Source organism: Neobacillus sp. plas4 (assembly GCF_057221695.1).
Map to the genome: position 1 here is coordinate 4,905,769 of NZ_CM170152.1, position 19,759 is coordinate 4,925,527.

Here is a 19,759-nt window from a genome sequence, read left to right on the forward strand (position 1 = left end):
ATGAAAAACCTTGTAGTTCTCGGTGGCGGATACGGTGGAATGAAGATTTTAAGTGAACTTCTTCCTAACCACTTACCAGAGGATGTAATAATTACGCTTGTTGATCGTGTTCCATACCATTGTTTAAAAACCGAATATTATGCATTGGCGGCAGGTACTGTTTCCGATAAGGAATTACGTGTTTCTTTTCCAGAGCATCCGCAATTAACGATTAAATATGGGGAAGTAATAGGAATTGACAAATACGAGAAAAAGGTAATTTTAAAAGATACCGATCCTCTTTCCTATGATGACTTAATTATTGGTTTAGGTTGTGAGGACAAGTATCACGGTGTTCCAGGTGCAGATCAATACACATACAGCATTCAGAGCATCGAAAAGTCCCGAAGGACCTATTCTGTACTTAACAATTTAGGGCCAGGTTCTGTCGTTGGTATCGTGGGTGCGGGGCTTAGCGGCGTTGAACTTGCAAGTGAACTTAGCGAAAGCCGTGGAGATTTAAAAATCAAATTATTTGATCGTGGAAAACATATTCTTCCTGCCTTTCCCGACAGATTAAGTAAATATGTTGAAAATTGGTTTCAAAGACATAACGTAGAAATTATTAATAACTCAAATATCACAAAAGTTGAAGAAAACCGGCTTTACAATCATGATCAGCCACTGGACTGCGATGTTATTGTTTGGACCGCTGGCATCCAGGCGAATAAGGTTGTTCGCGAATTAGGGGAAGAAATGGATCGCTCAGGCAGGCTGATTATTACGCCTCGCCACCATTTACCAAATGATGAGCATGTTTTTATATTGGGAGATTGTGCAAGCCTTCCCCATGCTCCAAGTGCTCAATTAGCGGAAGGACAGGCAGAGCAAATTGCTGAAGTCTTGAAAAAGCGTTGGAACGGAGAAGAACCGCCAACAGATTTCCCAACCATTAAATTAAAAGGAGTCCTTGGTTCTCTAGGTAAGAAACATGGCTTTGGGGTAATGGCAGATAGAGCAATTACTGGCCGTGTTGCTCGTTTACTAAAGTCCGGAGTTCTTTGGCTTTACAAGTACCACAACGGATAAAAGAAGCATTCCAGTATCAGCCTGGAATGCTTCTGTTTAAATTGCTTTATACCCGTATTTTTCCAACTCCGCAAATATTGTTTTTAACCTTGGGTTCCCTTCCCCAACAATCTTATTTTTAATGACAACAACAGGATAAAACAAATCTTCCTCAATCACCCTTTTGGAGAAAGTTTCTTTTTCACTGTCATTCGGCGGTTGAAAGATATCAACGTACGTCATTTTAAAGGGCTGCTCAGGAAATTTTCTTGAAATCGCTGCCTCCAGCCATTCATATGTTTCTTTTGAGGATGGTAAGTTCACGCAGCTTGGACAAAGTTGTTCTGCACCATAGAGGATAATTTCAACTGTAGTAGTATTCATTCCCATCAATCCTGCCTTTTTCTTTTATTTTACCTCATTTAAACTAGTAAACCATAAGAATATGGTTGTAAATGTGCGAATTCCCATTTCATGATAATGGATTTTTCCCTTCAATGACATTATAATATAAGGTAGGAAAGGAGACGATATAATATGGCAGAACAAGAAGTGCAAGAAATGTTTGAGCAGGTTCAGGAAGTATTAGATAAATTACGTCCATTTCTTCTTCGCGATGGCGGGGATTGTGAATTAGTTGATGTTGAGGATGGTATCGTTAAACTTCGTTTACTAGGTGCATGCGGTAGCTGCCCGAGCTCAACAATTACCCTTAAAGCGGGGATCGAAAGAGCTCTTTTAGAAGAGGTTCCTGGCGTAGTTGAAGTAGAACAAGTATTTTAAATTATATATGAAAAAGCGATTGCTTATCGAAGCAATCGCTTTTTCATTACCGTAACACTAACCAGTCGAGTTGAGGAAGTTTTAATGGTTTTATAGGCGCTCCTACCGTATGGTAAAAGTAAGCTAAAAAGCGCTCATACTCAGTTGATTGTTTTAATATTCTCATTAACTGTTCTTCTAAAAGTCTTTTGTCCTGCTCCGAACGCGTTATATAGTAATTTTCAATACATTCGAAGTAATGTAATGGAAAGAGTAACCGTGAAAATAATAACCGCCATGAAAATGAGGTTAATGGAGAAACTGTTTGGTAGTCACTGAAAAACTGTCTCACATCCAGTTCGTATGTCTGTGTATTTTGAAAATACCGTTCTCGCGTCCATTCTGCGAGATCACGGCTCCGATGATCGAAAACCCAGTCTAAGGGGTCCTTAATATAATAATTTGCTCCCCACGAATCTTTTGAAAATCGTTCATGGCAGACCGTTCCACTATCTGTTTCTTTTGGTTCATCATCCAACTCGGTATCTACAAGATATTGAATAGCATTTTCTGTTAATCCGATATAATAAGGAAATGAGTCAATAAACATCTTTTCAAATTCATCTTCTGGCGTTTGAAACATAAGGTCACTCCATACCTTTTCAATTTGATCAAGGCGCTTTTCCCATAATTGCTTCCATTGCCCTATCCTGCTTGATCTTTCAATTTTAAAGGGCACTTTTTTTCCCCGTTCATGAAATTTGGCCAACTTTCTTCCCAATTTCACTTTTACATGTTTCTCACTTTGCCGATTTGCCAGGACACAATACTGTTGGTCCTCCCAAGCTGTAATATAGTTCCCTTCCTTATCTTGTAGAAAAGCTGGAACATGTTTATCTCCACTCTTCCGCAGGTGATCCGCAATATTCTCTAATTCAATAATATCTTCAGCACTCCTTCCTTCCGGTTTGGCAATTAAATAGAACCATCCATTGCTTCTTAGCGCGTCGTAAGAATCTAATTTAAGGTATTCATCGACCTGTATGCCATAATTATTTTCAAGTAATTTTTGCAGCACCCTTTCACCTCTTCTCTTTTCTTCTCCTATGTCATATATATGTAGTAGTTAAAAAAACTTGTTGACTGTTTTAGGAATAAGTATAAGAAAAACGTATTAGGAGAAATCTGTTAGGAGGGTATTGATTCATTGTTCCTTTTCAAAGAGACGTGCATATGGTATGAATTAAGAATAGTAAAATTTTCAAGGAAAAGGTGATAAATGAATGGCAGAAGATAAAAAAATGGATTTAACAGAAGAAACAGCAAGAAGATGGATAAAAGAAAGAGGCGTTGAAATTCAGGATATTGCGGATTTAGTCTTTTTCTTACAGGAAAAATACCATGAAAACTTAAAAATGGAAGACTGTATTGCCAATGTTGAGCGTGTTATATCAAAACGAGAGGTCCAAAATGCCATTATTACGGGAATTCAGCTTGATATGCTCGCAGAGAAGGGGATGCTGGAAGAACCTATTCAATCCATTATTAAAACGGATGAAAGTCTTTATGGAGTTGACGAAATTTTAGCATTGTCCATCGTTAATGTGTATGGATCCATTGGTTTTACCAATTACGGCTACATCGATAAACAAAAGCCTGGTATTCTAGCCCGATTAAATGATAAATCAACCGGTGAATGTCATACCTTTTTAGACGATATTGTCGGAGCAATAGCGGCTGCTGCTTCTAGCAGATTAGCCCACCGTGCAGCTCATGTTGAATAAAGGGTGAAAAAAGGATGGAATTCAATCCATCCTTTTCTTATGGCTCCCATTGATCCAATGAATCGATTGAGTAGGTTGGCTTTCGGTCATAGGCTGTGAGTAATTCCTTTGTTGTAACACCTGTGTGAACTAAAAGTGTATCAAGCCCTGTATTCATCCCCGCTAAAATATCGGTATCATAGTAATCACCAACCATTAATGTTTCTTCTTTAGAGGTTCCTAAAACCTTTAATGCTTGTTCCATAATAATGGATTCAGGCTTCCCAATAAAAATCGGCTTTGTTTGTGTAGAAACAGCGATCACAGAGGTTAGTGAACCATTCCCAGGCAGTAAACCTCTCTCCGTTGGAATCGCGATATCTCCATTTGTAGAAATAAAGACTGCCCCGTTGCGGACAGCTAAACAGGCAACTGCTAATTTTTCATAGCTAATCTCGCGGTCTATTCCGATGACAACATAATCCGCATGTTCTCCGCTAAATGTAAACTTTTTTTCATCTAAAGCAGTACGAAGCCCCTCTTCTCCAATAACATAGATAGACGCGTCATTCTTTTGGTCATAGATATAGTTAGCAGTTGCTTGACTAGTAGTAAAAACTAAATCTGCTTCAGCCGGAATATCAAATTCCCTTAACTTTTGAGCAACTTGTGCTGGCGTACGGGATGAATTATTCGTTACGAATAGATAAGGAATATTTTTTTTCCTTAATTTTTTCACAAAATCTCCTGCCGCCTCAATTTTTTCTGTTCCTTTATACATCGTTCCATCTAAATCAATTAAATACCCATTATACCTTTTCATCCATATCACTCCTATATGTATCTTATCCGTTCTTTTTTGTTTCAACCAATAAAAAGGACCGCATTTCGCGGCCCATAGAGATTAATTAATTGAATGCTGATACTGGTCCCAGTTCATTGGTCAAGTAGTCACGGACATTCTTAGGAAATAAAGCTAACGTTTCAATATAACGTGAGAATTGGGTTTGAAGTTCTACATGGTCGATATCCGTATATAACTGAACAAGAACCTTACGATACTGGATGAGCACTTTTAGCTTTTCCCCAGATTCAGCTGTAATCACCTTTTCATCGATTAATATATCAATAATATCATCATAACTTCCAGGGTCTCTCATAATAAAACCATCTATAATGGCATTCCCCACATCCAACATCGACTCGATCATAATATGTGCTATTCTTTCCAAAGCTGCTTTTTCCAGTGGAGATGACCAACCAGTCTGACTAGAAAATAGACTGATTTGTTTTTCCAAAAAAACCAATGTTGTCTCCAATTTTTCACGGTCTACAAAATACATTTGATCCACTTCCTTTTTTTACCTAGTCAGCAACACAGACTAAGAAAAGAGCCTCTACTATGTTGCAATTTCATTGAAAAATCTCGCTGGTCGAGCATAAAAATTACCCTGCGCTAAGTCAACCTTATTTCTTGTTAATACGGAAGCTTCTTCTTGGTTCTCGATTCCTTCTGCCACCACTAATGAACCGGCTTCCTTAGCAACCAAGAGTAACCCTTTTAACATCGACTCTTTTACGGAGTTTTTATCAATATTTTCAATAACAGAGCGGTCTATCTTAATAATATCAGGCATGATTTCACTGATCGTGTTTAGGCTGGCATACCCAGCTCCCGTGTCATCAACGGCAATTTTGAATCCCATTAACTTCAAAACATTAATATTAAAGACAAAATTCTTCAATCCCTCGATAGAATCCCGTTCCGTAACTTCAAATGTGATTTGTTTTGGCGATATTCCTCTATATTTCTGCAGTAATTTTTTTATGTCACTCGTAAATTTAATATTCCCAAGTGTTAATGGTGTACAATTTACAAATATATCTTGGCGGCATCGAGAAGCTTTTATTTGTTGAAGCACTTTCTCCAGCACAATCATTTCTAATTCGTACAAACGTCCCGATTGTCTCGCAACAGTAAAAAGCTGAAGAGGAGATTCCAATTCAGTCCCCTTTGGACCGCGTGTAAGCAGCTCCCATGCACGTATCTCGTTCGTTGCTACATCTATTATGGGCTGTGCTAAAAGGGTGATAGCCTTTTGGGTAACAATCTTGTTAATCGCTAATATCATTTCATTAATCTCTGACTGCTGCCTCTTTTCTGCCATTGCAATCGCTTGTCTGTGCGCCCTTACGATTGACGCTTCGATCGAATAATTATTTTTTTCTATAAACATATATCCGACTTCAAAAACGGGATAAACAGAAGAATAAAGCTTGCTGAATTTTTGTTCCACATCACTGGTTATCTTCTTTATAATAACGTCAATATTCGATATAGAATGTCGGTCATGATCGACTTTTAACAAAAGACTGATACCTTCACCAAAATAATCATGCAAGGTCAGTACTTCCATGGGGTTCACTTCTTTTTCCACCGCAGTTTGAAACAGCCTTTTCATATTTTTCATTAATTTGGCATGTTCCTTTATTGTAATCTCTTCCATCAAACCGTTACAATTTCCTATCTTAAACACGATTACACAAACCTCATACCCAGACTCAAATGCGTCCGTTACTCCTTCTTCTAAAGGGCTGCGCAAAATAAATTGAGGAGGGTAATAGCGAATCGACGAAAGCGGTAAAATAATCTTTCCCCATTTCATTACATTCTTAATCTTTTTCATGTAACGACAGCCCATGCAATCCATCCCTCTCAGAAGCACCATACGACAACAATAAGTATATTGTAACACAATATGACAGATTCCGGTTTTCATTGAGTAAATTTTTAACAATATTCTATTAATAAGGCGCTTTCTTAACCTTTGTTGCTTTTTATAATATAAAATAATGATTATGCAGTGTTTTAGTGGGAAAAATCAAATTTAATAAGAAAAGAGCTTGCAAACTTAATTCAAAGGGGCAAAGTAAATATTTCCACGTTAAATCGGCTTTAAGATTTTAACATCAATCGTTACGAAGATAGCCATTAAAAGCAAGTCTCCCCCGGGGACGTATTATTTGGTAAGATAAAGAGGTTGAATAATTTAACTAAAGGAGAACATTACAATGAAAGAACGTTTTTTCTTATACGATGATACAGAGGACACTAAAACTCGATTCGTTAGCTTTGTTGGTGATAACCAACGTTTCGATTTGGCCATTGTTAAAACCGATCGTCATTTTGGAAAGCAGCTGATAATGGACCTGCAAGGAAATCGCTTTGCTATAATTGGTGAGGATGATTTAAAAGAGGAAGGGTACCTAGAATACGCTTTTCAATTAAATGAAGAGGATGCTGAGGAACTACGCAGCTTTTTATTAGAAACCATTTAATTTTTTACCACTCCTTTTTACATACTACTATAAAGGAGTGATATAAATGGTTGAGAAAGAGTCAAGAAACTATTTTGATTTATCGAATGTCGAAAAACAAAAGAACTTCCTAACTGCTGAGGAATTTCCAGATGGTCCATATGGATCGCCTATACGCCAAGACGAACCGGTCGAGAACAAAAGCACTCCATGGCAGGAAGGGCAGCGCTATTATAGTAATTTTAATTATGAGGATAAAACATTTCATCAGAATATTCCTCGACAAATGGAAGGTGCGCATCCCACACATGATGACCCTGAGAGTGATGGACAAGCTCCATATAATCAATAAAATAAAAAAGCTCGCCATTGGCGGGCTTCTTTATTTTTTTACTTTTTTTAGAACAAAATAGGCACAGCCAAAGTTACAGTACTCAAACAAATATTCACTTAATGTACTGATTTTGGTATCAAATGTAGCTTTTTGATTTTGATCCTCAAAAAAGCCTTTGAGCCGAAGCTGTCCATATCCCCAATCTCCGACAATATAATCATATCTAGATAATATATCACTGTACCTCGCCTTGAGAGCTTCCTCATTAAAACCTTCTCTATATTCCTGCACCATTTCATATGTGGAACCGTTGATACTGATCATGTAATCACCTCAAATTTTACCAGTAAATCTTTCTTTCATTATAACCGATTCACCATCAATTACTAAGAAAAAAAATCAGTTATTTGGCCATTATAAAAAAAGGAGGTGCTTTAATTGAAAAAGTGGTCGATAATCATTGGATTTTGTTTGCTCTTAACAGCAGCAGGCTGCTCAAAGGATATGGCAAATCGCGATGTGTATGAAGAAAGTGGAGATACCATTAATGTTAACAATAAAAGAGAAGAGTTATACAATGAAGGCGGCAGCCGTGGTGTACGAAATGTCAGCGAAGATTATGGCTTTGTTCGTCACCAAAGAAGCCCGGTTCTAGGTGACCAGGGAGGTACAAAACACTATTCGGCTATAGATCGTGAACAAGTTGCCAATATCATTAGTCAACTTAGTACAGATATTCCAAATGTTAACGATGTAGCAACTTTAGTGACAGACCAAGAAGTGTTAATTGCCTATAGTTCCGACACAAAGAATCGGAATCAAACAGCAGATCAGGTAAAAAGAACAGCGATGTCCGTTGTGCCAAGATATTATCATGTGTATGTAACGGATGATACTAACTTAATGCGAGATGTGGAAAATCTTGCGAATATGGATTCTACAAGTAAAAATGCTCGTAATTCGGTCAACAGTTTAATTACACAAATGAAAAAATCCCCACAAGGCAACAGGATGAGCGACACCGAAGATGAAAATGGTGCGACACAAGAGGACACCATGAATACGAATAATCGCTAAACAAAAGAGTTCAGCCCTTGTGACTGAACTCTTTTCTCTTATGCTTCTTTTGCTTCTGTTTCGCCCAATAATTGCTTATGCTTTGCGGCTGCATTAACCTGCTCATCTGCATGGTAAGATGATCGTACTAAAGGTCCAGCCTCACAATGGCTAAATCCTTTAGATAGAGCAATTTCACGCAGTTCTGCAAATTCCTCTGGACGATAATATTTTTCAACCTTTAAATGGCTCTTAGAAGGTTGTAAATACTGTCCAATCGTCATGATATCCACATTATTTGCTCGTAAATCATCCATGACCTCTATAATTTCTTCTTTTGTTTCTCCAAGCCCAATCATCAAGCTTGATTTCGTTGGAATGGCAGGCTGCATTTCTTTCGCCCGACGTAAAAACTCAAGGGAACGGTCATATTTTGCACGTGCTCTAACTCTTGGTGTGAGTCGGCGTACCGTTTCGATATTATGATTCAAGATGTCTGGCTTAGCATCCATTAACAACGCTAGGTTTTCCTCTTTTCCGCCCATATCAGATGGCAGGACTTCAATGCTTGTAAAAGGATTCTTTCTTCTAATCGCTCGAACGGTTTCAGCAAATACTGCAGCACCGCCATCTTTTAAATCATCCCGGGCAACGGCCGTTACCACAACATGTTTTAAATTCATCAATTGAACAGAATCTGCTACGCGTTCAGGTTCTTGCAAGTCTAATTCAGTCGGAAGCCCTGTATTTACTGCACAGAAACGGCAGGCACGTGTACAGGTATCACCCAGAATCATAAAGGTTGCCGTTCTTCTCTCAGCCCAGCATTCGTGGATATTCGGGCAGCGCGCTTCTTCACAAACCGTATGTAGCTTCTTTTCACGCATCAACTTTTTTAAACCAGTATAATGTTCATTTGTATTTAATTTTATTTTTAACCAATCAGGTTTACGTAAATATTCTTCACTTCTGGTCATGTTTCCACTCCTTAATGAGGTGCTCTATGGTCACTTTATCATACTTTTTGTGACAAGGACAAGCAGACCAGCTTCAAGTGTCACATTTCCAATTTTTAACCATAATGAAATTGCCTAGAAATCATAAACTAAAAGCGTACAATAATCGGAAGGAGGATTCCTGTGCGAGCATTTCTGATAATTGGAACTTTCCTCTTATTAATGAGCTTTTCTCTCAGGGATGCTCATGCTAAAGGTCCTGATGAATATCGGGAAAGAATGGAGCTATACAAAAAGGTTGAAACCATTACACAAATTCCTTGGTATTACTTAGCTGCTGTTGATCAATACGAGAGAAATATCCGCCAGGTTCGAAAGGACTTGCCAAAGGCGGAAAGTGTAATTGGGATATATTTTACCCCTGAAAAATGGGCAGGGCCAGCCAATCCAAACCTAAATGAAGAGAACCCCGCAATTATCCAGCTTTTTAATGGTATGGGTGTAGATGGGGATGGAGATGGAAAGGCCAGTTTAAAGAATGATGAAGATGTTTTATATACTTTCGCCAATTATCTTCTTTCCTATGGAACAGACGAAGATAATTTAAAAATTGGGTTATGGAATTATTATCACCGTGATAAAACAGTGGGCATAATAGCTGGAAAGGCGAAAATGTACCGCCATTTTGGCCGGTTAGATTTAGATACACATGTATTCCCGCTGCCATTACGAAGCAATCACAGTTATCGCAGTACATGGGGCGACGCAAGAGGCTGGGGCGGCAGACGAATTCATGAGGGCACCGATATATTCGCAGGTTATGGCGTTCCTGTCCGTGCTACCAACTATGGTATCGTTGAAATGAAGGGCTGGAATAAGTTCGGAGGCTGGAGAGTAGGAATTCGTGATATTAATAATACGTATCATTATTTTGCTCATCTCAGCGGTTTTGCTAAAGATTTAAAAGTTGGACAAATCGTTGAGCCAGGAACCTTGATTGGCGGTGTCGGCAGTTCTGGATATGGTCCTCCAGGGACATCCGGGAAATTCCCTCCACATCTTCACTATGGAATGTATAAAGATAATGGCTATACTGAATGGTCCTTTGATCCGACTCCACATTTAAGATTGTGGAAACAACAAGAAAGACAAGCATTGAGGAAAAAATAAGGACTGTCAATTGACAGTCCTTTTAGCTTTCAGGCTTGGGTATCTCAATAGAAGGAGTAACCCCACCGCCGCCATTATTATAAAATTGCGGTACATCCCCTTGAATGAGTCTTCCACCCACTGGAATATTCTGCTCTAATTTTGTAATTTCCGTTGCAAACGGGGTAATGATTTGCACTGAAACCTCTAAATGGATGGCCACGTCAATCCATGTATTGTTGATTCCCATTGGCTTCGGGTTAATTTTTACATCCGGCCGAACTTCACCAATTGCATGAAACCTAACTGGTATTTTCGGACCTAAGTTTCCTAACAACGCCATGTTGGTGGCTTGCCCTAATGGAACATTCCAAATAATTCCATCCTGTTCCTTAGTATTTACCTCAATATCAACGTCCGTTAGCTTCTCTAAGGAATCTAGATCCCCTTTCTCTGCTGCATTGAGGTTTTTCTGTATTTCACTCGTAATTTCAGATAATTTCTGGTTTATCACTTCAGTCTTTAAACTAGCACTTGGCTGTGCTCCATTTTGACCTGCTTCAACCGCAATGACATCTCCCACTTCTACTGTTTTTTTGTTAATCGCCTTATTGATTACCTGCGATGCAATTTGTTTTGTTTTTGATTCGGCATATCTCATTAAGGAAGGTTCTATCCCCTTGTTCACCAGCCATATTCCAAATGCCGTAGAGAGAAGAAAGAAAACAAATGATAATAACATAACATATCTAAAAGGTAATGGTCCCCTTTTTCTGCGACGAACACGAAACTTAACCAAACATGATCCCCCCTTACATGTTATATGTATGCGTATAAGGTGGGAACTAGCCTTCATAATTATAAAAAGCCTGCAAGCATGCAAGCTTTTTAAACCATTTTAAGCAAGGCTTCTCTGCCAAGCATTCCTTTCGTTATGCCTAAGCTTTCGGCCTCAACTGTTACTGACTCCATTGGTGCATTAAGGAGCTGTTCAATCGTCCTTACCCCCACCGCTCTGGCGGCTATGATTTTGCGATCCTTTAACTTCTCATTTAATAAACCAACATCTAAAGCACCGCACATAATATATCCCTTATCATTGCTTACAGAGAGCAGTGTTGTTTTTGGCAGTAACACAGTAACAGCCAAGAACGTATGGCCATTAATCTCTACCGGCGATAGCTCTATCAAGTTACACACTCCTTTCTTCACTAACAATTTATGAAAGCGCAAGATAAAGCGTGTATATACTTTAGGACTACTTTTGTAATTTCCATTGTAATAAATCACGTAAAAATTCAGGGAGAAAGTACTCTTTTTTCATATTAGGAAATACGCCTTTGAAAAAATGCCCAAAGGTAAACATATCAGGAACTGCTAATGTATAGTTTTTTTCTAAGTCTAATTCTTTTTCATTAATATATATGGCGTTGTTCTCTTTAAAAGTGATCCCATTATAAACACTGACTCCCATAATACTTCCTCTAAAACCAAGGCCCACGATTTGTCTTTGTGGCCAGCTTTCAGCCTTTGTTTCAAGTAGAACCTCTTTTAATTCCCTTCCCGTTAGTTTGATTTTACAAGGATTGATGGGGTGAGGGCAGATGGTAAGTAAATCATAGGCTGTTACTGTTCCTGACAATGGACCTAAAATCAGCCCTCCATTAATAAAGGCATAATCCGCATCGCACCATTCTCTTAGTGCTTGGCATAAAATCCGCGCTAGCTCAGTTTCTTGAAATGGGTCATAGGGTAGTTCTTCCTTAAGTGTTGTAATTTTCCGATTCAGTAATTTTTTTCCTCTCCCAAAAAGCTCCTTGGAGATCACTTTCTCGGCTGGAATGGCTGGAAGCTCCATCACATTATACAACTGTGCCTGTTGGCTGATAGGTTCCCGGTCATGAACTTGAAGGGTAACATGCCCCACATACCTTCCATGCTTACCCGCACCGGCAAGCAGCGTATTGCCCACACATTTGCCTTCCGGAAGAGTATGGTGGGTATGACCTCCGAGAATTACATCAATCTCAGGAAATTCCGCAGCGATTTGTTCATCATGATTTAGTCCGAGATGTGAGAGCAGGATGATAATATCAGATTCATCTTTTAAAGGTTTCATCCATTTATTTAACTCTTCTATCGGCTCAGTCAGCTTCCAGCCGAGTAATTCGTATAGCAGAGAAAAATGAGCAGTTAACCCGATAACGCCAATCCGGGTACCACCTTTTGTCTGATAAATTTTATAAGGTTTTAACCATGATGGGTGTTGTTTCCTGCTATTGTAGAGATTCGCAACTAGCACATCAAAATCGCTGTTGTCATACAAATGGTTTAACACTTCGTATGGGAAATTGATTCCTTCATTATTACCAATCGTAACAGCAGTATAGCCACTTTTATTTAACAGTTCAATATTTCCCTGTCCATGGGTTGCCTCTGAAAGCGGGTGCCAGCGGTCAATAAAGTCACCTATGTCAAAAAGAAGAAACTCTTCTCCTGCTTCTTCATGATAAGGCCTTCTGCTTGTTAAGAAATTCTGAATCCGCGGCCATCGTTTTAAATGGCTGTGGACGTCATTTGTATGATATATGTGAATGATTTCCATGCATATTTCGCATCCTTTATTAGCCTATAATTCCTTGATAAATTAATCGTATTCCAACGATGATTAATATGGTTCGTAGTATGAAAACAATTGTTTTGCTTTTTAGTTTTGTGTTTAAGTAGACACCTACTTTTGCACCAATCCATGCACCGGGGACTAATGCCAATGCAAGAAGCCAATCAACATTTCCGAGTGTAATATGGGTAATCGAGCTCAGGATGGATGTAGGTAAGATCATAAACATAGATGTTGCTGTTGCTACATGGGGTGGAAAGAAAAAGAACAAGATCATGGTCGGCACCATTAACGATCCGCCGCCAATTCCTAGTATTCCTGATAAAAATCCAACAACAAAAGAAATAAGCACTCCTATTATCGGGTTAAAACCATATTCAAAACTTTTACCGGAGTTATCCGTAAAGGTTCTGACAATCCCCTTGTCTTTACGGAAAGGAATTGGTTTAAGTTTATCTTTTAATAAAAGTACACAGGAAACAAATATAATAAAAACTCCAAAAAACAAGTTAAATGATTTCAAATTTAACGCTTCCGTTACCCATGCTCCTAGAATACTTCCTGGACCACTTCCGATTAGAAAAATAAAGCCGCTTTTGTAATCAACTGTTTTATGTTTCATATAGGCTAACGTTGAGGAGAGCCCGGTAAAAATCATCGTGAACAGAGAGGTTCCCACAGCTGTCTGTGGTGAGATATAACCAAATGCAGACAGAGAGCTTAAAAAGAGCAAAGAGGGCACAATCACAATTCCCCCGCCGAATCCAATTAAACTGCCTAAGGAACTGCCTGCTATCCCTAATAATACTAAAACAATCCATTCCATATTATTTCTCCTTTATTTAAGGCTCTTTTCTTAAACTTTGTTATTTTTAAGAAATTTTTATGATTGTGCTAAGTTTCCGCAGAAAATAGCATAAATTTAAGAAGAAAGGAGCCTGCAAACTAAATACTAAAGCGCAAAATAGCCTTTTCCACGTTAAAATCGGCTTTAAGATTTTAACAAAATATTTACGATTTAAAATAAATCAAGTTGTCTAGGTGCAAGGTCCTCGTATTCTATCTCTAATAGCTCAATCATTTCTTTTGCGTTATCTGCAGCATCCCCGCCAGAATTGTTGTTAAAGAGCACGTAGACGCTTTTAGACTCCCGGGCTAATTCCCGGATGGAATCTGCCCATTCCTGAAGTTCTTGTTGATTATATCGGTATAAGTATCGAACTTCACGCCAATTCTCGTCTGTACGTTTTTGCCAGCCATGAATGTTACCTCCATGAAAACGGATAAGAAGTTTTTCATCGTTAATGGCTTCTAAAATTACTGGTATCGAGCCCTCACCAGATTGAGGTTCATCACAAATACTATGTATCCACTTTTCTTCTCTCATAAAATCAAGCGTTTGCTGCAGGTAGCGAGGTGTAAACCAAGACTGGTGCCTGAACTCAAGTGCGCATGGAATATGCCCCATTTCTTTTTTACACCATCGTAAGTATTCAACATTCTCCCGCTTGCAATCATACCATGGCGGAAATTGAAAAAGGACCATAGCTAATTTATTTGCTTCTATGTATGGTTCAAGTGAATCCTTGAAGGCATGGAACATTTCCTGTTTGTTTGCAAATGGAATTTCACCGCGCTGGTGCCCTGTCATTCCCTGGTAAGCCTTTACTATGAATTGAAATGATTCAGGCGTATCTTTCATCCACCTCGCTGCATTCCTTTTAGGTTGAATCGCATAAAAGGCCGAATCCACTTCCACTGTTGGAAAATGCCCAGCATATTCTTTTAATTTATCCCGGGGAGAAATCGGACTTGGATATAAACTGTCATGGTCTCCCCAACCAGTTACTCCTATGTAAATCAACGTTCATCACCTCTATTTGTTAATAATAGCATATCGTTTAATAAATTTTTTCGCTAGGCGGGAGTGTTTTTTCTATACGAGAGTATTTTCCGTCATCCGCGAGTATTTCTTGCCATTCGCCAGTATTTCTCGTTATCCGCAAGTATTTCTTATTATCCGCCAGTATTTCTCGCCATCCGCCAGTATTTCTCGCCATCCGCCAATATTTCTCGCCATCCGCCAGTATTTCTCGCCATCCGCCAGTATTTCTCGCCATCCGCCAGTATTTCTCACCATCCGCCAGTATTTCTCGACATCCGCCAGTATTTCTCGACATCCGCCAGTATTTCTCGCTATTCGCCAGTATTTCTCGCTATCCGCCAGTATTTCTCGCCATCCGCGAGTATTCTCCGCCATCCGAGAGTAAAGGGGCGCAAACCACAAAAAATCCGCTTGCCATCTAGGGCAAGCGGACCAAAATCTATTAACCGATAGAACCTTCCATCTCGAACTTGATGAGACGGTTCATTTCGACTGCGTATTCCATTGGCAGTTCTTTTGTGAATGGCTCGATGAAGCCCATTACGATCATTTCAGTTGCTTCTTGTTCTGAAATACCACGGCTCATCAAGTAGAAGAGCTGCTCTTCAGATACCTTCGAAACCTTAGCTTCATGCTCAAGGGAAATGTTGTCGTTAAGGATTTCGTTGTATGGAATCGTATCAGATGTTGATTGATTATCCATAATCAGCGTATCACATTCAATATTTGAACGGGCGCCATCTGCTTTACGTCCAAAGTGAACAACCCCACGATAAGTTACCTTACCGCCGTGCTTAGAAATTGATTTAGATACAATCGTTGAAGAAGTATTTGGTGCTAAGTGAATCATCTTAGCCCCCGCATCCTGGTGCTGGCCTTTACCTGCAATTGCAATGGATAATGTCATACCACGTGCGCCTTCACCTTTTAAGATAACGGCTGGGTATTTCATCGTTAATTTTGAACCGATGTTCCCATCAATCCACTCCATGGTTGCATTCGCTTCACAAACTGCACGCTTGGTAACTAAGTTAAAGACATTGTTTGCCCAGTTTTGAATCGTTGTATAACGGCAATAAGCGTCTTTTTTAATAATAATCTCAACTACAGCACTATGAAGTGAGTTAGTTGTATAAACAGGTGCTGTACATCCTTCAACATAGTGCACGTGTGCGCCTTCATCAACAATGATTAACGTACGCTCAAATTGTCCCATATTCTCAGAGTTGATACGGAAATACGCCTGCAGGGGAGTATCTACCTTTATGCCAGGTGGTACATAGATGAATGAGCCACCAGACCAAACAGCCGAATTCAAGGCAGCAAATTTATTATCAGTTGGTGGAATAACCTTCGCCCAGTGTTCACGGAAGATATCTTCATTCTCTCTTAAAGCAGAATCAGTATCTTTAAAAACGATACCCAAATCTTCAAGTTCTACCTTCATGTTATGGTAAACTACTTCAGATTCGTATTGAGCAGATACACCAGCAAGATACTTTTGCTCTGCTTCTGGAATCCCAAGCTTGTCAAACGTTGCTTTAATTTCTTCAGGGACTTCGTCCCATGATTTCTCCGATTTCTCGGATGGTTTTACATAATAAGTGATTTCGTCAAAGTTTAACGGAGCTAAATCTCCGCCCCATTGCGGCATCGGCATTTTGTAAAAGTGCTCAAGTGACTTCAAGCGGAAGTCAAGCATCCACTGTGGTTCGTTTTTTAGCTTTGAAATTTCTTTTACAATATCACTTGTTAAACCACGCTTTGAACGAAATATGGAAACATCCTTATCGGCAAAACCGTATTTATAATCACTGATTTCCGGCATTTTTTTCGCCATTGACCTGTTCCTCCATTTCATAAACAAAAAAGGAATCATTCCCTTTTTGTTCTATTGTTGTTCCTCTTCACCTAAACCTTTTTCCATTGCCTTCCACGCTAACGTGGCACATTTAATCCGTGCTGGGAATTTGGCAACACCCTGAAGAGCTTCTATATCACCTAAATCAATATTATCATCATAATCTTTACCTTGGATCATTTCGGAAAAAATCTTTGAAAGCTTAATTGCTTCCTCCACGCTTTTCCCTTTAATCGCCTGTGTCATCATAGAAGCAGATGACATCGAAATCGAACAGCCTTCACCCTCAAAACCTACCTCTTTAACAATCCCATCTTCAACTTTAAAGGTCAATTGAATTCGATCGCCACAAGTAGGATTATTCATATTGATGGTATGACTGCCATCCTCTAAAAGCCCGCGGTTGCGCGGCTTTTTATAGTGGTCCATAATAACTTGACGGTAGAGTGCATCTAAATTAGAAGACATCGCTGAAATACTCCTTTGTTTTAACAAGTCCTTCAACTAGCTTATCAATATCGTCTTCTGTGTTGTATAAATAAAAGCTTGCACGAGCAGTTGCAGATGCCTTCAGCCATTTCATTAATGGCTGTGCACAATGATGTCCGGCACGGACAGCAATGCCTTCTGAGTCAAGGACAGTAGCGACATCATGCGGGTGTACATCACTAATATTAAAGGTAACAAGACCTGCACGTTTCGCCGCGTCCAAAGGTCCATAAATAGTCATTCCAGGAACAGTAGACATTTTTTCTAATGCGTAGGCAGCAAGCTTGTGCTCGTGTTCTGCAATATTTTCTAAGCCAATCTCATTTAAAAAGTCAATCGCGGCACCGAGACCAATTGCACCTGCAATAATTGGTGTTCCGGCTTCAAACTTCCATGGGAGCTCTTTCCATGTTGATTCTTGTAAATGAACAAAATCGATCATTTCTCCGCCGAACTCAATCGGTTCCATATTTTCTAACAAATGCTTTTTCCCATAAAGAACACCAATCCCCGTAGGTGCACACATTTTGTGTCCAGAAAAAGCAAAGAAATCACAATCTAAATCTTGAACATCTATTTTCATATGGGGTACACTTTGTGCCCCATCGACTACCATAATCGCACCATTTTCATGGGCAATTTTCGCAATTTCCTTAACAGGGTTAATGACGCCAAGTACGTTAGATACCTGCATAACAGAAACCACTCGCGTATTGGATGTCACTGTAGCCTTAACATCACTAAGCGAAATTGTTCCGTCTTCCTGAAGCGGGATGTACTTTAACACTGCTCCTGTACGTCTCGCTACCTGCTGCCAAGGAATAATGTTGCTATGGTGTTCCATATACGTAATAACAATTTCATCACCAGCAGTTAGATTTGCGGCCGCATAACTTTGTGCAACCGTATTAATAGAAGTAGTGGTACCTCTAGTAAAAATAACTTCCTGGGTTGATTTTGCATTAATAAATTTACGAACCTTTTCCCTTGCCCCTTCGTAGGCGTCCGTTGCTCTTGTGCCAAGAGTATGAACACCACGATGGACATTGGAGTTGATTTCTTTATAATATTTTTCCACAGTCTCAATGACTTGGAAAGGTTTTTGAGAAGTTGCTGAACTATCTAGATAAACAAGTGGTTTTCCATTTACTTCCTGATCTAAAATAGGGAATTGACGACGAATATCATGGACATTCATTATCGTACTTTCCTTTCAATTACAGCAGTTAACTGCTTCTTTACTCCTTCAATTGGGAGCTGGTTAACTACTGGAGCAAGGAAACCATGGATAACCAAACGTTCCGCTTCTTTTTTCGGAATGCCGCGGCTCATTAGATAGTAAAGTTGAACAGGGTCTACACGTCCAACTGAAGCAGCGTGGCCAGCCGTTACATCATCTTCATCAATTAGAAGAATCGGATTTGCGTCACCACGTGCTTTTTCGCTTAGCATAAGTACACGTGATTCCTGCTCGGCATTGGATTTTGAAGCACCATGCAAGATATGACCAATTCCATTAAAAATAGAAGAAGCACTATCCTTCATGACACCGTGTTTCAAAATATAGCCCTCAGTGTTTTTACCATAGTGAACAACCTTCGTAGTGAAGTTTTGTGTCTGCTCGCCACGTCCAACAACGACAGTCTTAGTATCACCAATAGCACCATCACCAACAAGATTGGTTGTATTTTCCGAAATTGTATTTCCTTCATTCATTAATCCTAATGACCATTCAATCCGTGCGTCTCTTCCTGCAGATCCACGACGATTCACGTATGTTGTGATGCCCTTTGCTAAAGTATCAACAGCACCATATTGAACCTTGGCACCATCCTTTGCGATCACTTCAGTAACAATATTAAAGACACCGTTAGCATTTTCTACAGTGGAAATATAGTTTTCTACATACGTAACAGAACTATTATTGTCTGCAACAACGAGAACATGATTGATAAGGTTTGCGTCCACGTCATCATGTAAATAAATGGCTTGAATTGGCTCAGCAATTTCTACATTTTTAGGGATATATAAGAAAGCACCACCATTTAATAATGCTGCATGTAACGCAGTTAGACGGTGTTCATCTTTTTTAACTCCGTCAACCATAAGATATTTTTGAACCAGTTCACTATGCTCACGAACAGCAGTAAAAATATCTGTAAAAATAACACCTTTCTCCTTTAAATCTTCAGTTAAAGAAAGATATGCAGGAGTTTGGTTACGTTGAATATATAAATTTTTAGGAACTCCATCTACACCGACTAACGTTTTCACTTCTTCAGGAAGCTCCGATAGTGCTGTGAAAGCCTGACTAGCTACAGTATGAGTTTCAAACTGTGTGAAATTCCACTTATCAATTTTTGTTTTATCAGGTCTTGGCATTGGAAGGGTTTCGCTCTGTTCTAATGCATTTAGACGAAATTCTTCCATCCACGCAGGCTCGTTCGATTCTTTTGAAAAGGAACGAACAAAATCTTTATCAAATGATAAATTCGTTTCTGTTGTCATGATTATCCTCC

The 19,759-nt window shown here is 39.2% G+C and carries 24 protein-coding genes; 7 read left to right on the forward strand and 17 right to left on the reverse strand.

What is annotated here, in order from left to right:
* Positions 1-1,068, forward strand: a complete 1,068-nt coding sequence (locus tag AC2TFD_RS24845) for an NAD(P)/FAD-dependent oxidoreductase (protein ID WP_335515687.1) — start codon at positions 1-3, stop codon at positions 1,066-1,068.
* A gap of 36 nt (positions 1,069-1,104) precedes the next feature.
* Here AC2TFD_RS24845 and AC2TFD_RS24850 read toward each other — a convergent pair whose 3' ends face one another.
* The gene (locus AC2TFD_RS24850; RefSeq protein WP_335515690.1) at positions 1,105-1,431 is read right to left on the reverse strand and encodes a YuzD family protein; all 327 of its coding nucleotides are present in this window, start codon (positions 1,429-1,431) and stop codon (positions 1,105-1,107) included.
* A 153-nt stretch (positions 1,432-1,584) separates the two neighbouring features.
* Between AC2TFD_RS24850 and AC2TFD_RS24855 the strand changes: the two genes are divergently transcribed.
* Positions 1,585-1,830 (forward strand): NifU family protein, encoded by a 246-nt coding sequence (locus AC2TFD_RS24855; RefSeq protein WP_081954428.1) that lies wholly within the window; start codon positions 1,585-1,587, stop codon positions 1,828-1,830.
* A 46-nt stretch (positions 1,831-1,876) separates the two neighbouring features.
* Here the strand turns inward: AC2TFD_RS24855 and yutH are convergent, their stop codons facing one another.
* Complete coding sequence (yutH, locus tag AC2TFD_RS24860; RefSeq protein ID WP_484674136.1) at positions 1,877-2,887, reverse strand: spore coat putative kinase YutH; 1,011 nt, start codon at positions 2,885-2,887, stop codon at positions 1,877-1,879.
* Positions 2,888-3,092: 205 nt separating this feature from the next.
* Between yutH and AC2TFD_RS24865 the strand changes: the two genes are divergently transcribed.
* On the forward strand, positions 3,093-3,593 hold the full coding sequence (locus AC2TFD_RS24865) for a phosphatidylglycerophosphatase A family protein (RefSeq protein WP_335515697.1): 501 nt from the start codon (positions 3,093-3,095) through the stop codon (positions 3,591-3,593).
* A 37-nt stretch (positions 3,594-3,630) separates the two neighbouring features.
* Here AC2TFD_RS24865 and AC2TFD_RS24870 read toward each other — a convergent pair whose 3' ends face one another.
* The 3 genes from AC2TFD_RS24870 to AC2TFD_RS24880 form a co-directional block, all read right to left on the reverse strand.
* On the reverse strand, positions 3,631-4,395 hold the full coding sequence (locus AC2TFD_RS24870; RefSeq protein ID WP_335515700.1) for a TIGR01457 family HAD-type hydrolase: 765 nt from the start codon (positions 4,393-4,395) through the stop codon (positions 3,631-3,633).
* Between the two features lie 85 nt (positions 4,396-4,480).
* The gene (locus AC2TFD_RS24875; protein WP_335515702.1) at positions 4,481-4,915 is read right to left on the reverse strand and encodes a DUF86 domain-containing protein; all 435 of its coding nucleotides are present in this window, start codon (positions 4,913-4,915) and stop codon (positions 4,481-4,483) included.
* A gap of 57 nt (positions 4,916-4,972) precedes the next feature.
* Entirely contained in the window at positions 4,973-6,259 is a 1,287-nt protein-coding gene (locus AC2TFD_RS24880) for an EAL domain-containing protein (protein WP_335515705.1), read from the reverse strand.
* Positions 6,260-6,644: 385 nt separating this feature from the next.
* Between AC2TFD_RS24880 and AC2TFD_RS24885 the strand changes: the two genes are divergently transcribed.
* Positions 6,645-6,911, forward strand: coding sequence for a DUF3055 domain-containing protein (locus tag AC2TFD_RS24885; protein WP_335515709.1), 267 nt, complete (start codon positions 6,645-6,647; stop codon positions 6,909-6,911).
* Between the two features lie 46 nt (positions 6,912-6,957).
* A complete protein-coding gene (locus tag AC2TFD_RS24890; RefSeq protein WP_335515712.1) occupies positions 6,958-7,242 on the forward strand; it encodes a cytosolic protein in 285 nt (94 codons plus the stop codon).
* 30 nt (positions 7,243-7,272) lie between these two features.
* Here the strand turns inward: AC2TFD_RS24890 and AC2TFD_RS24895 are convergent, their stop codons facing one another.
* A complete protein-coding gene (locus tag AC2TFD_RS24895; RefSeq protein WP_335515715.1) occupies positions 7,273-7,548 on the reverse strand; it encodes a YutD family protein in 276 nt (91 codons plus the stop codon).
* A gap of 114 nt (positions 7,549-7,662) precedes the next feature.
* On the opposite strand from AC2TFD_RS24895, the gene AC2TFD_RS24900 reads away from it, so the two are divergent.
* A complete protein-coding gene (locus AC2TFD_RS24900) occupies positions 7,663-8,301 on the forward strand; it encodes a YhcN/YlaJ family sporulation lipoprotein (RefSeq protein WP_335568562.1) in 639 nt (212 codons plus the stop codon).
* Positions 8,302-8,339: 38 nt separating this feature from the next.
* Here the strand turns inward: AC2TFD_RS24900 and lipA are convergent, their stop codons facing one another.
* Positions 8,340-9,257, reverse strand: a complete 918-nt coding sequence (gene lipA, locus AC2TFD_RS24905; protein WP_335568561.1) for a lipoyl synthase — start codon at positions 9,255-9,257, stop codon at positions 8,340-8,342.
* Between the two features lie 201 nt (positions 9,258-9,458).
* Here lipA and AC2TFD_RS24910 point away from each other — a divergent pair, with 201 nt between their 5' ends.
* Entirely contained in the window at positions 9,459-10,406 is a 948-nt protein-coding gene (locus tag AC2TFD_RS24910; protein ID WP_335515728.1) for a M23 family metallopeptidase, read from the forward strand.
* 22 nt (positions 10,407-10,428) lie between these two features.
* On the opposite strand, the gene yunB is transcribed toward AC2TFD_RS24910, so the two are convergent.
* The 10 genes from yunB to sufD all read right to left on the reverse strand — a co-directional run bounded on the left by yunB (position 10,429) and on the right by sufD (position 19,748).
* Positions 10,429-11,184 (reverse strand): sporulation protein YunB, encoded by a 756-nt coding sequence (yunB, locus tag AC2TFD_RS24915; RefSeq protein ID WP_335515723.1) that lies wholly within the window; start codon positions 11,182-11,184, stop codon positions 10,429-10,431.
* 89 nt (positions 11,185-11,273) lie between these two features.
* Positions 11,274-11,576 (reverse strand): YunC family protein, encoded by a 303-nt coding sequence (locus AC2TFD_RS24920; RefSeq protein WP_335515725.1) that lies wholly within the window; start codon positions 11,574-11,576, stop codon positions 11,274-11,276.
* Positions 11,577-11,643: 67 nt separating this feature from the next.
* Positions 11,644-12,990, reverse strand: a complete 1,347-nt coding sequence (locus tag AC2TFD_RS24925) for a bifunctional metallophosphatase/5'-nucleotidase (protein WP_484674137.1) — start codon at positions 12,988-12,990, stop codon at positions 11,644-11,646.
* Between the two features lie 19 nt (positions 12,991-13,009).
* The gene (locus AC2TFD_RS24930; RefSeq protein WP_335509881.1) at positions 13,010-13,831 is read right to left on the reverse strand and encodes a sulfite exporter TauE/SafE family protein; all 822 of its coding nucleotides are present in this window, start codon (positions 13,829-13,831) and stop codon (positions 13,010-13,012) included.
* A 192-nt stretch (positions 13,832-14,023) separates the two neighbouring features.
* On the reverse strand, positions 14,024-14,869 hold the full coding sequence (locus AC2TFD_RS24935; protein WP_484674138.1) for a DUF72 domain-containing protein: 846 nt from the start codon (positions 14,867-14,869) through the stop codon (positions 14,024-14,026).
* A gap of 37 nt (positions 14,870-14,906) precedes the next feature.
* The gene (locus AC2TFD_RS24940) at positions 14,907-15,125 is read right to left on the reverse strand and encodes a hypothetical protein (protein WP_484674139.1); all 219 of its coding nucleotides are present in this window, start codon (positions 15,123-15,125) and stop codon (positions 14,907-14,909) included.
* Between the two features lie 207 nt (positions 15,126-15,332).
* On the reverse strand, positions 15,333-16,730 hold the full coding sequence (sufB, locus tag AC2TFD_RS24945) for a Fe-S cluster assembly protein SufB (RefSeq protein WP_484674140.1): 1,398 nt from the start codon (positions 16,728-16,730) through the stop codon (positions 15,333-15,335).
* Positions 16,731-16,781: 51 nt separating this feature from the next.
* Positions 16,782-17,219, reverse strand: coding sequence for a Fe-S cluster assembly sulfur transfer protein SufU (gene sufU, locus AC2TFD_RS24950; RefSeq protein WP_484674141.1), 438 nt, complete (start codon positions 17,217-17,219; stop codon positions 16,782-16,784).
* Entirely contained in the window at positions 17,209-18,438 is a 1,230-nt protein-coding gene (locus AC2TFD_RS24955) for a cysteine desulfurase (RefSeq protein WP_484674142.1), read from the reverse strand. The genes sufU and AC2TFD_RS24955 overlap by 11 nt, the downstream gene beginning before the upstream one ends.
* Positions 18,438-19,748 (reverse strand): Fe-S cluster assembly protein SufD, encoded by a 1,311-nt coding sequence (gene sufD, locus AC2TFD_RS24960; protein WP_484674143.1) that lies wholly within the window; start codon positions 19,746-19,748, stop codon positions 18,438-18,440. Before sufD ends, AC2TFD_RS24955 begins: the two co-directional genes overlap by 1 nt.
* Positions 19,749-19,759: the final 11 nt, after the last annotated feature.

Bases quoted from the DNA above. Each gene is read 5' to 3' on its own strand.
- AC2TFD_RS24845 (WP_335515687.1), top strand. From the start codon at position 1: ATGAAAAACCTTGTAGTTCTCGGTGGCGGATACGGTGGAATGAAGATT.
- AC2TFD_RS24850 (WP_335515690.1), bottom strand. From the start codon at position 1,431: ATGAATACTACTACAGTTGAAATTATCCTCTATGGTGCAGAACAACTT.
- AC2TFD_RS24855 (WP_081954428.1), top strand. From the start codon at position 1,585: ATGGCAGAACAAGAAGTGCAAGAAATGTTTGAGCAGGTTCAGGAAGTA.
- AC2TFD_RS24865 (WP_335515697.1), top strand. From the start codon at position 3,093: ATGGCAGAAGATAAAAAAATGGATTTAACAGAAGAAACAGCAAGAAGA.
- AC2TFD_RS24870 (WP_335515700.1), bottom strand. From the start codon at position 4,395: ATGAAAAGGTATAATGGGTATTTAATTGATTTAGATGGAACGATGTAT.
- AC2TFD_RS24875 (WP_335515702.1), bottom strand. From the start codon at position 4,915: ATGTATTTTGTAGACCGTGAAAAATTGGAGACAACATTGGTTTTTTTG.
- AC2TFD_RS24880 (WP_335515705.1), bottom strand. From the start codon at position 6,259: ATGAAAAAGATTAAGAATGTAATGAAATGGGGAAAGATTATTTTACCG.
- AC2TFD_RS24885 (WP_335515709.1), top strand. From the start codon at position 6,645: ATGAAAGAACGTTTTTTCTTATACGATGATACAGAGGACACTAAAACT.
- AC2TFD_RS24890 (WP_335515712.1), top strand. From the start codon at position 6,958: ATGGTTGAGAAAGAGTCAAGAAACTATTTTGATTTATCGAATGTCGAA.
- AC2TFD_RS24895 (WP_335515715.1), bottom strand. From the start codon at position 7,548: ATGATCAGTATCAACGGTTCCACATATGAAATGGTGCAGGAATATAGA.
- lipA (WP_335568561.1), bottom strand. From the start codon at position 9,257: ATGACCAGAAGTGAAGAATATTTACGTAAACCTGATTGGTTAAAAATA.
- AC2TFD_RS24910 (WP_335515728.1), top strand. From the start codon at position 9,459: ATGAGCTTTTCTCTCAGGGATGCTCATGCTAAAGGTCCTGATGAATAT.
- AC2TFD_RS24925 (WP_484674137.1), bottom strand. From the start codon at position 12,990: ATGGAAATCATTCACATATATCATACAAATGACGTCCACAGCCATTTA.
- AC2TFD_RS24930 (WP_335509881.1), bottom strand. From the start codon at position 13,831: ATGGAATGGATTGTTTTAGTATTATTAGGGATAGCAGGCAGTTCCTTA.
- AC2TFD_RS24940 (WP_484674139.1), bottom strand. From the start codon at position 15,125: ATGGCGAGAAATACTGGCGGATGGCGAGAAATACTGGCGGATGGCGAG.
- sufB (WP_484674140.1), bottom strand. From the start codon at position 16,730: ATGGCGAAAAAAATGCCGGAAATCAGTGATTATAAATACGGTTTTGCC.
- sufU (WP_484674141.1), bottom strand. From the start codon at position 17,219: ATGTCTTCTAATTTAGATGCACTCTACCGTCAAGTTATTATGGACCAC.
- AC2TFD_RS24955 (WP_484674142.1), bottom strand. From the start codon at position 18,438: ATGAATGTCCATGATATTCGTCGTCAATTCCCTATTTTAGATCAGGAA.
- sufD (WP_484674143.1), bottom strand. From the start codon at position 19,748: ATGACAACAGAAACGAATTTATCATTTGATAAAGATTTTGTTCGTTCC.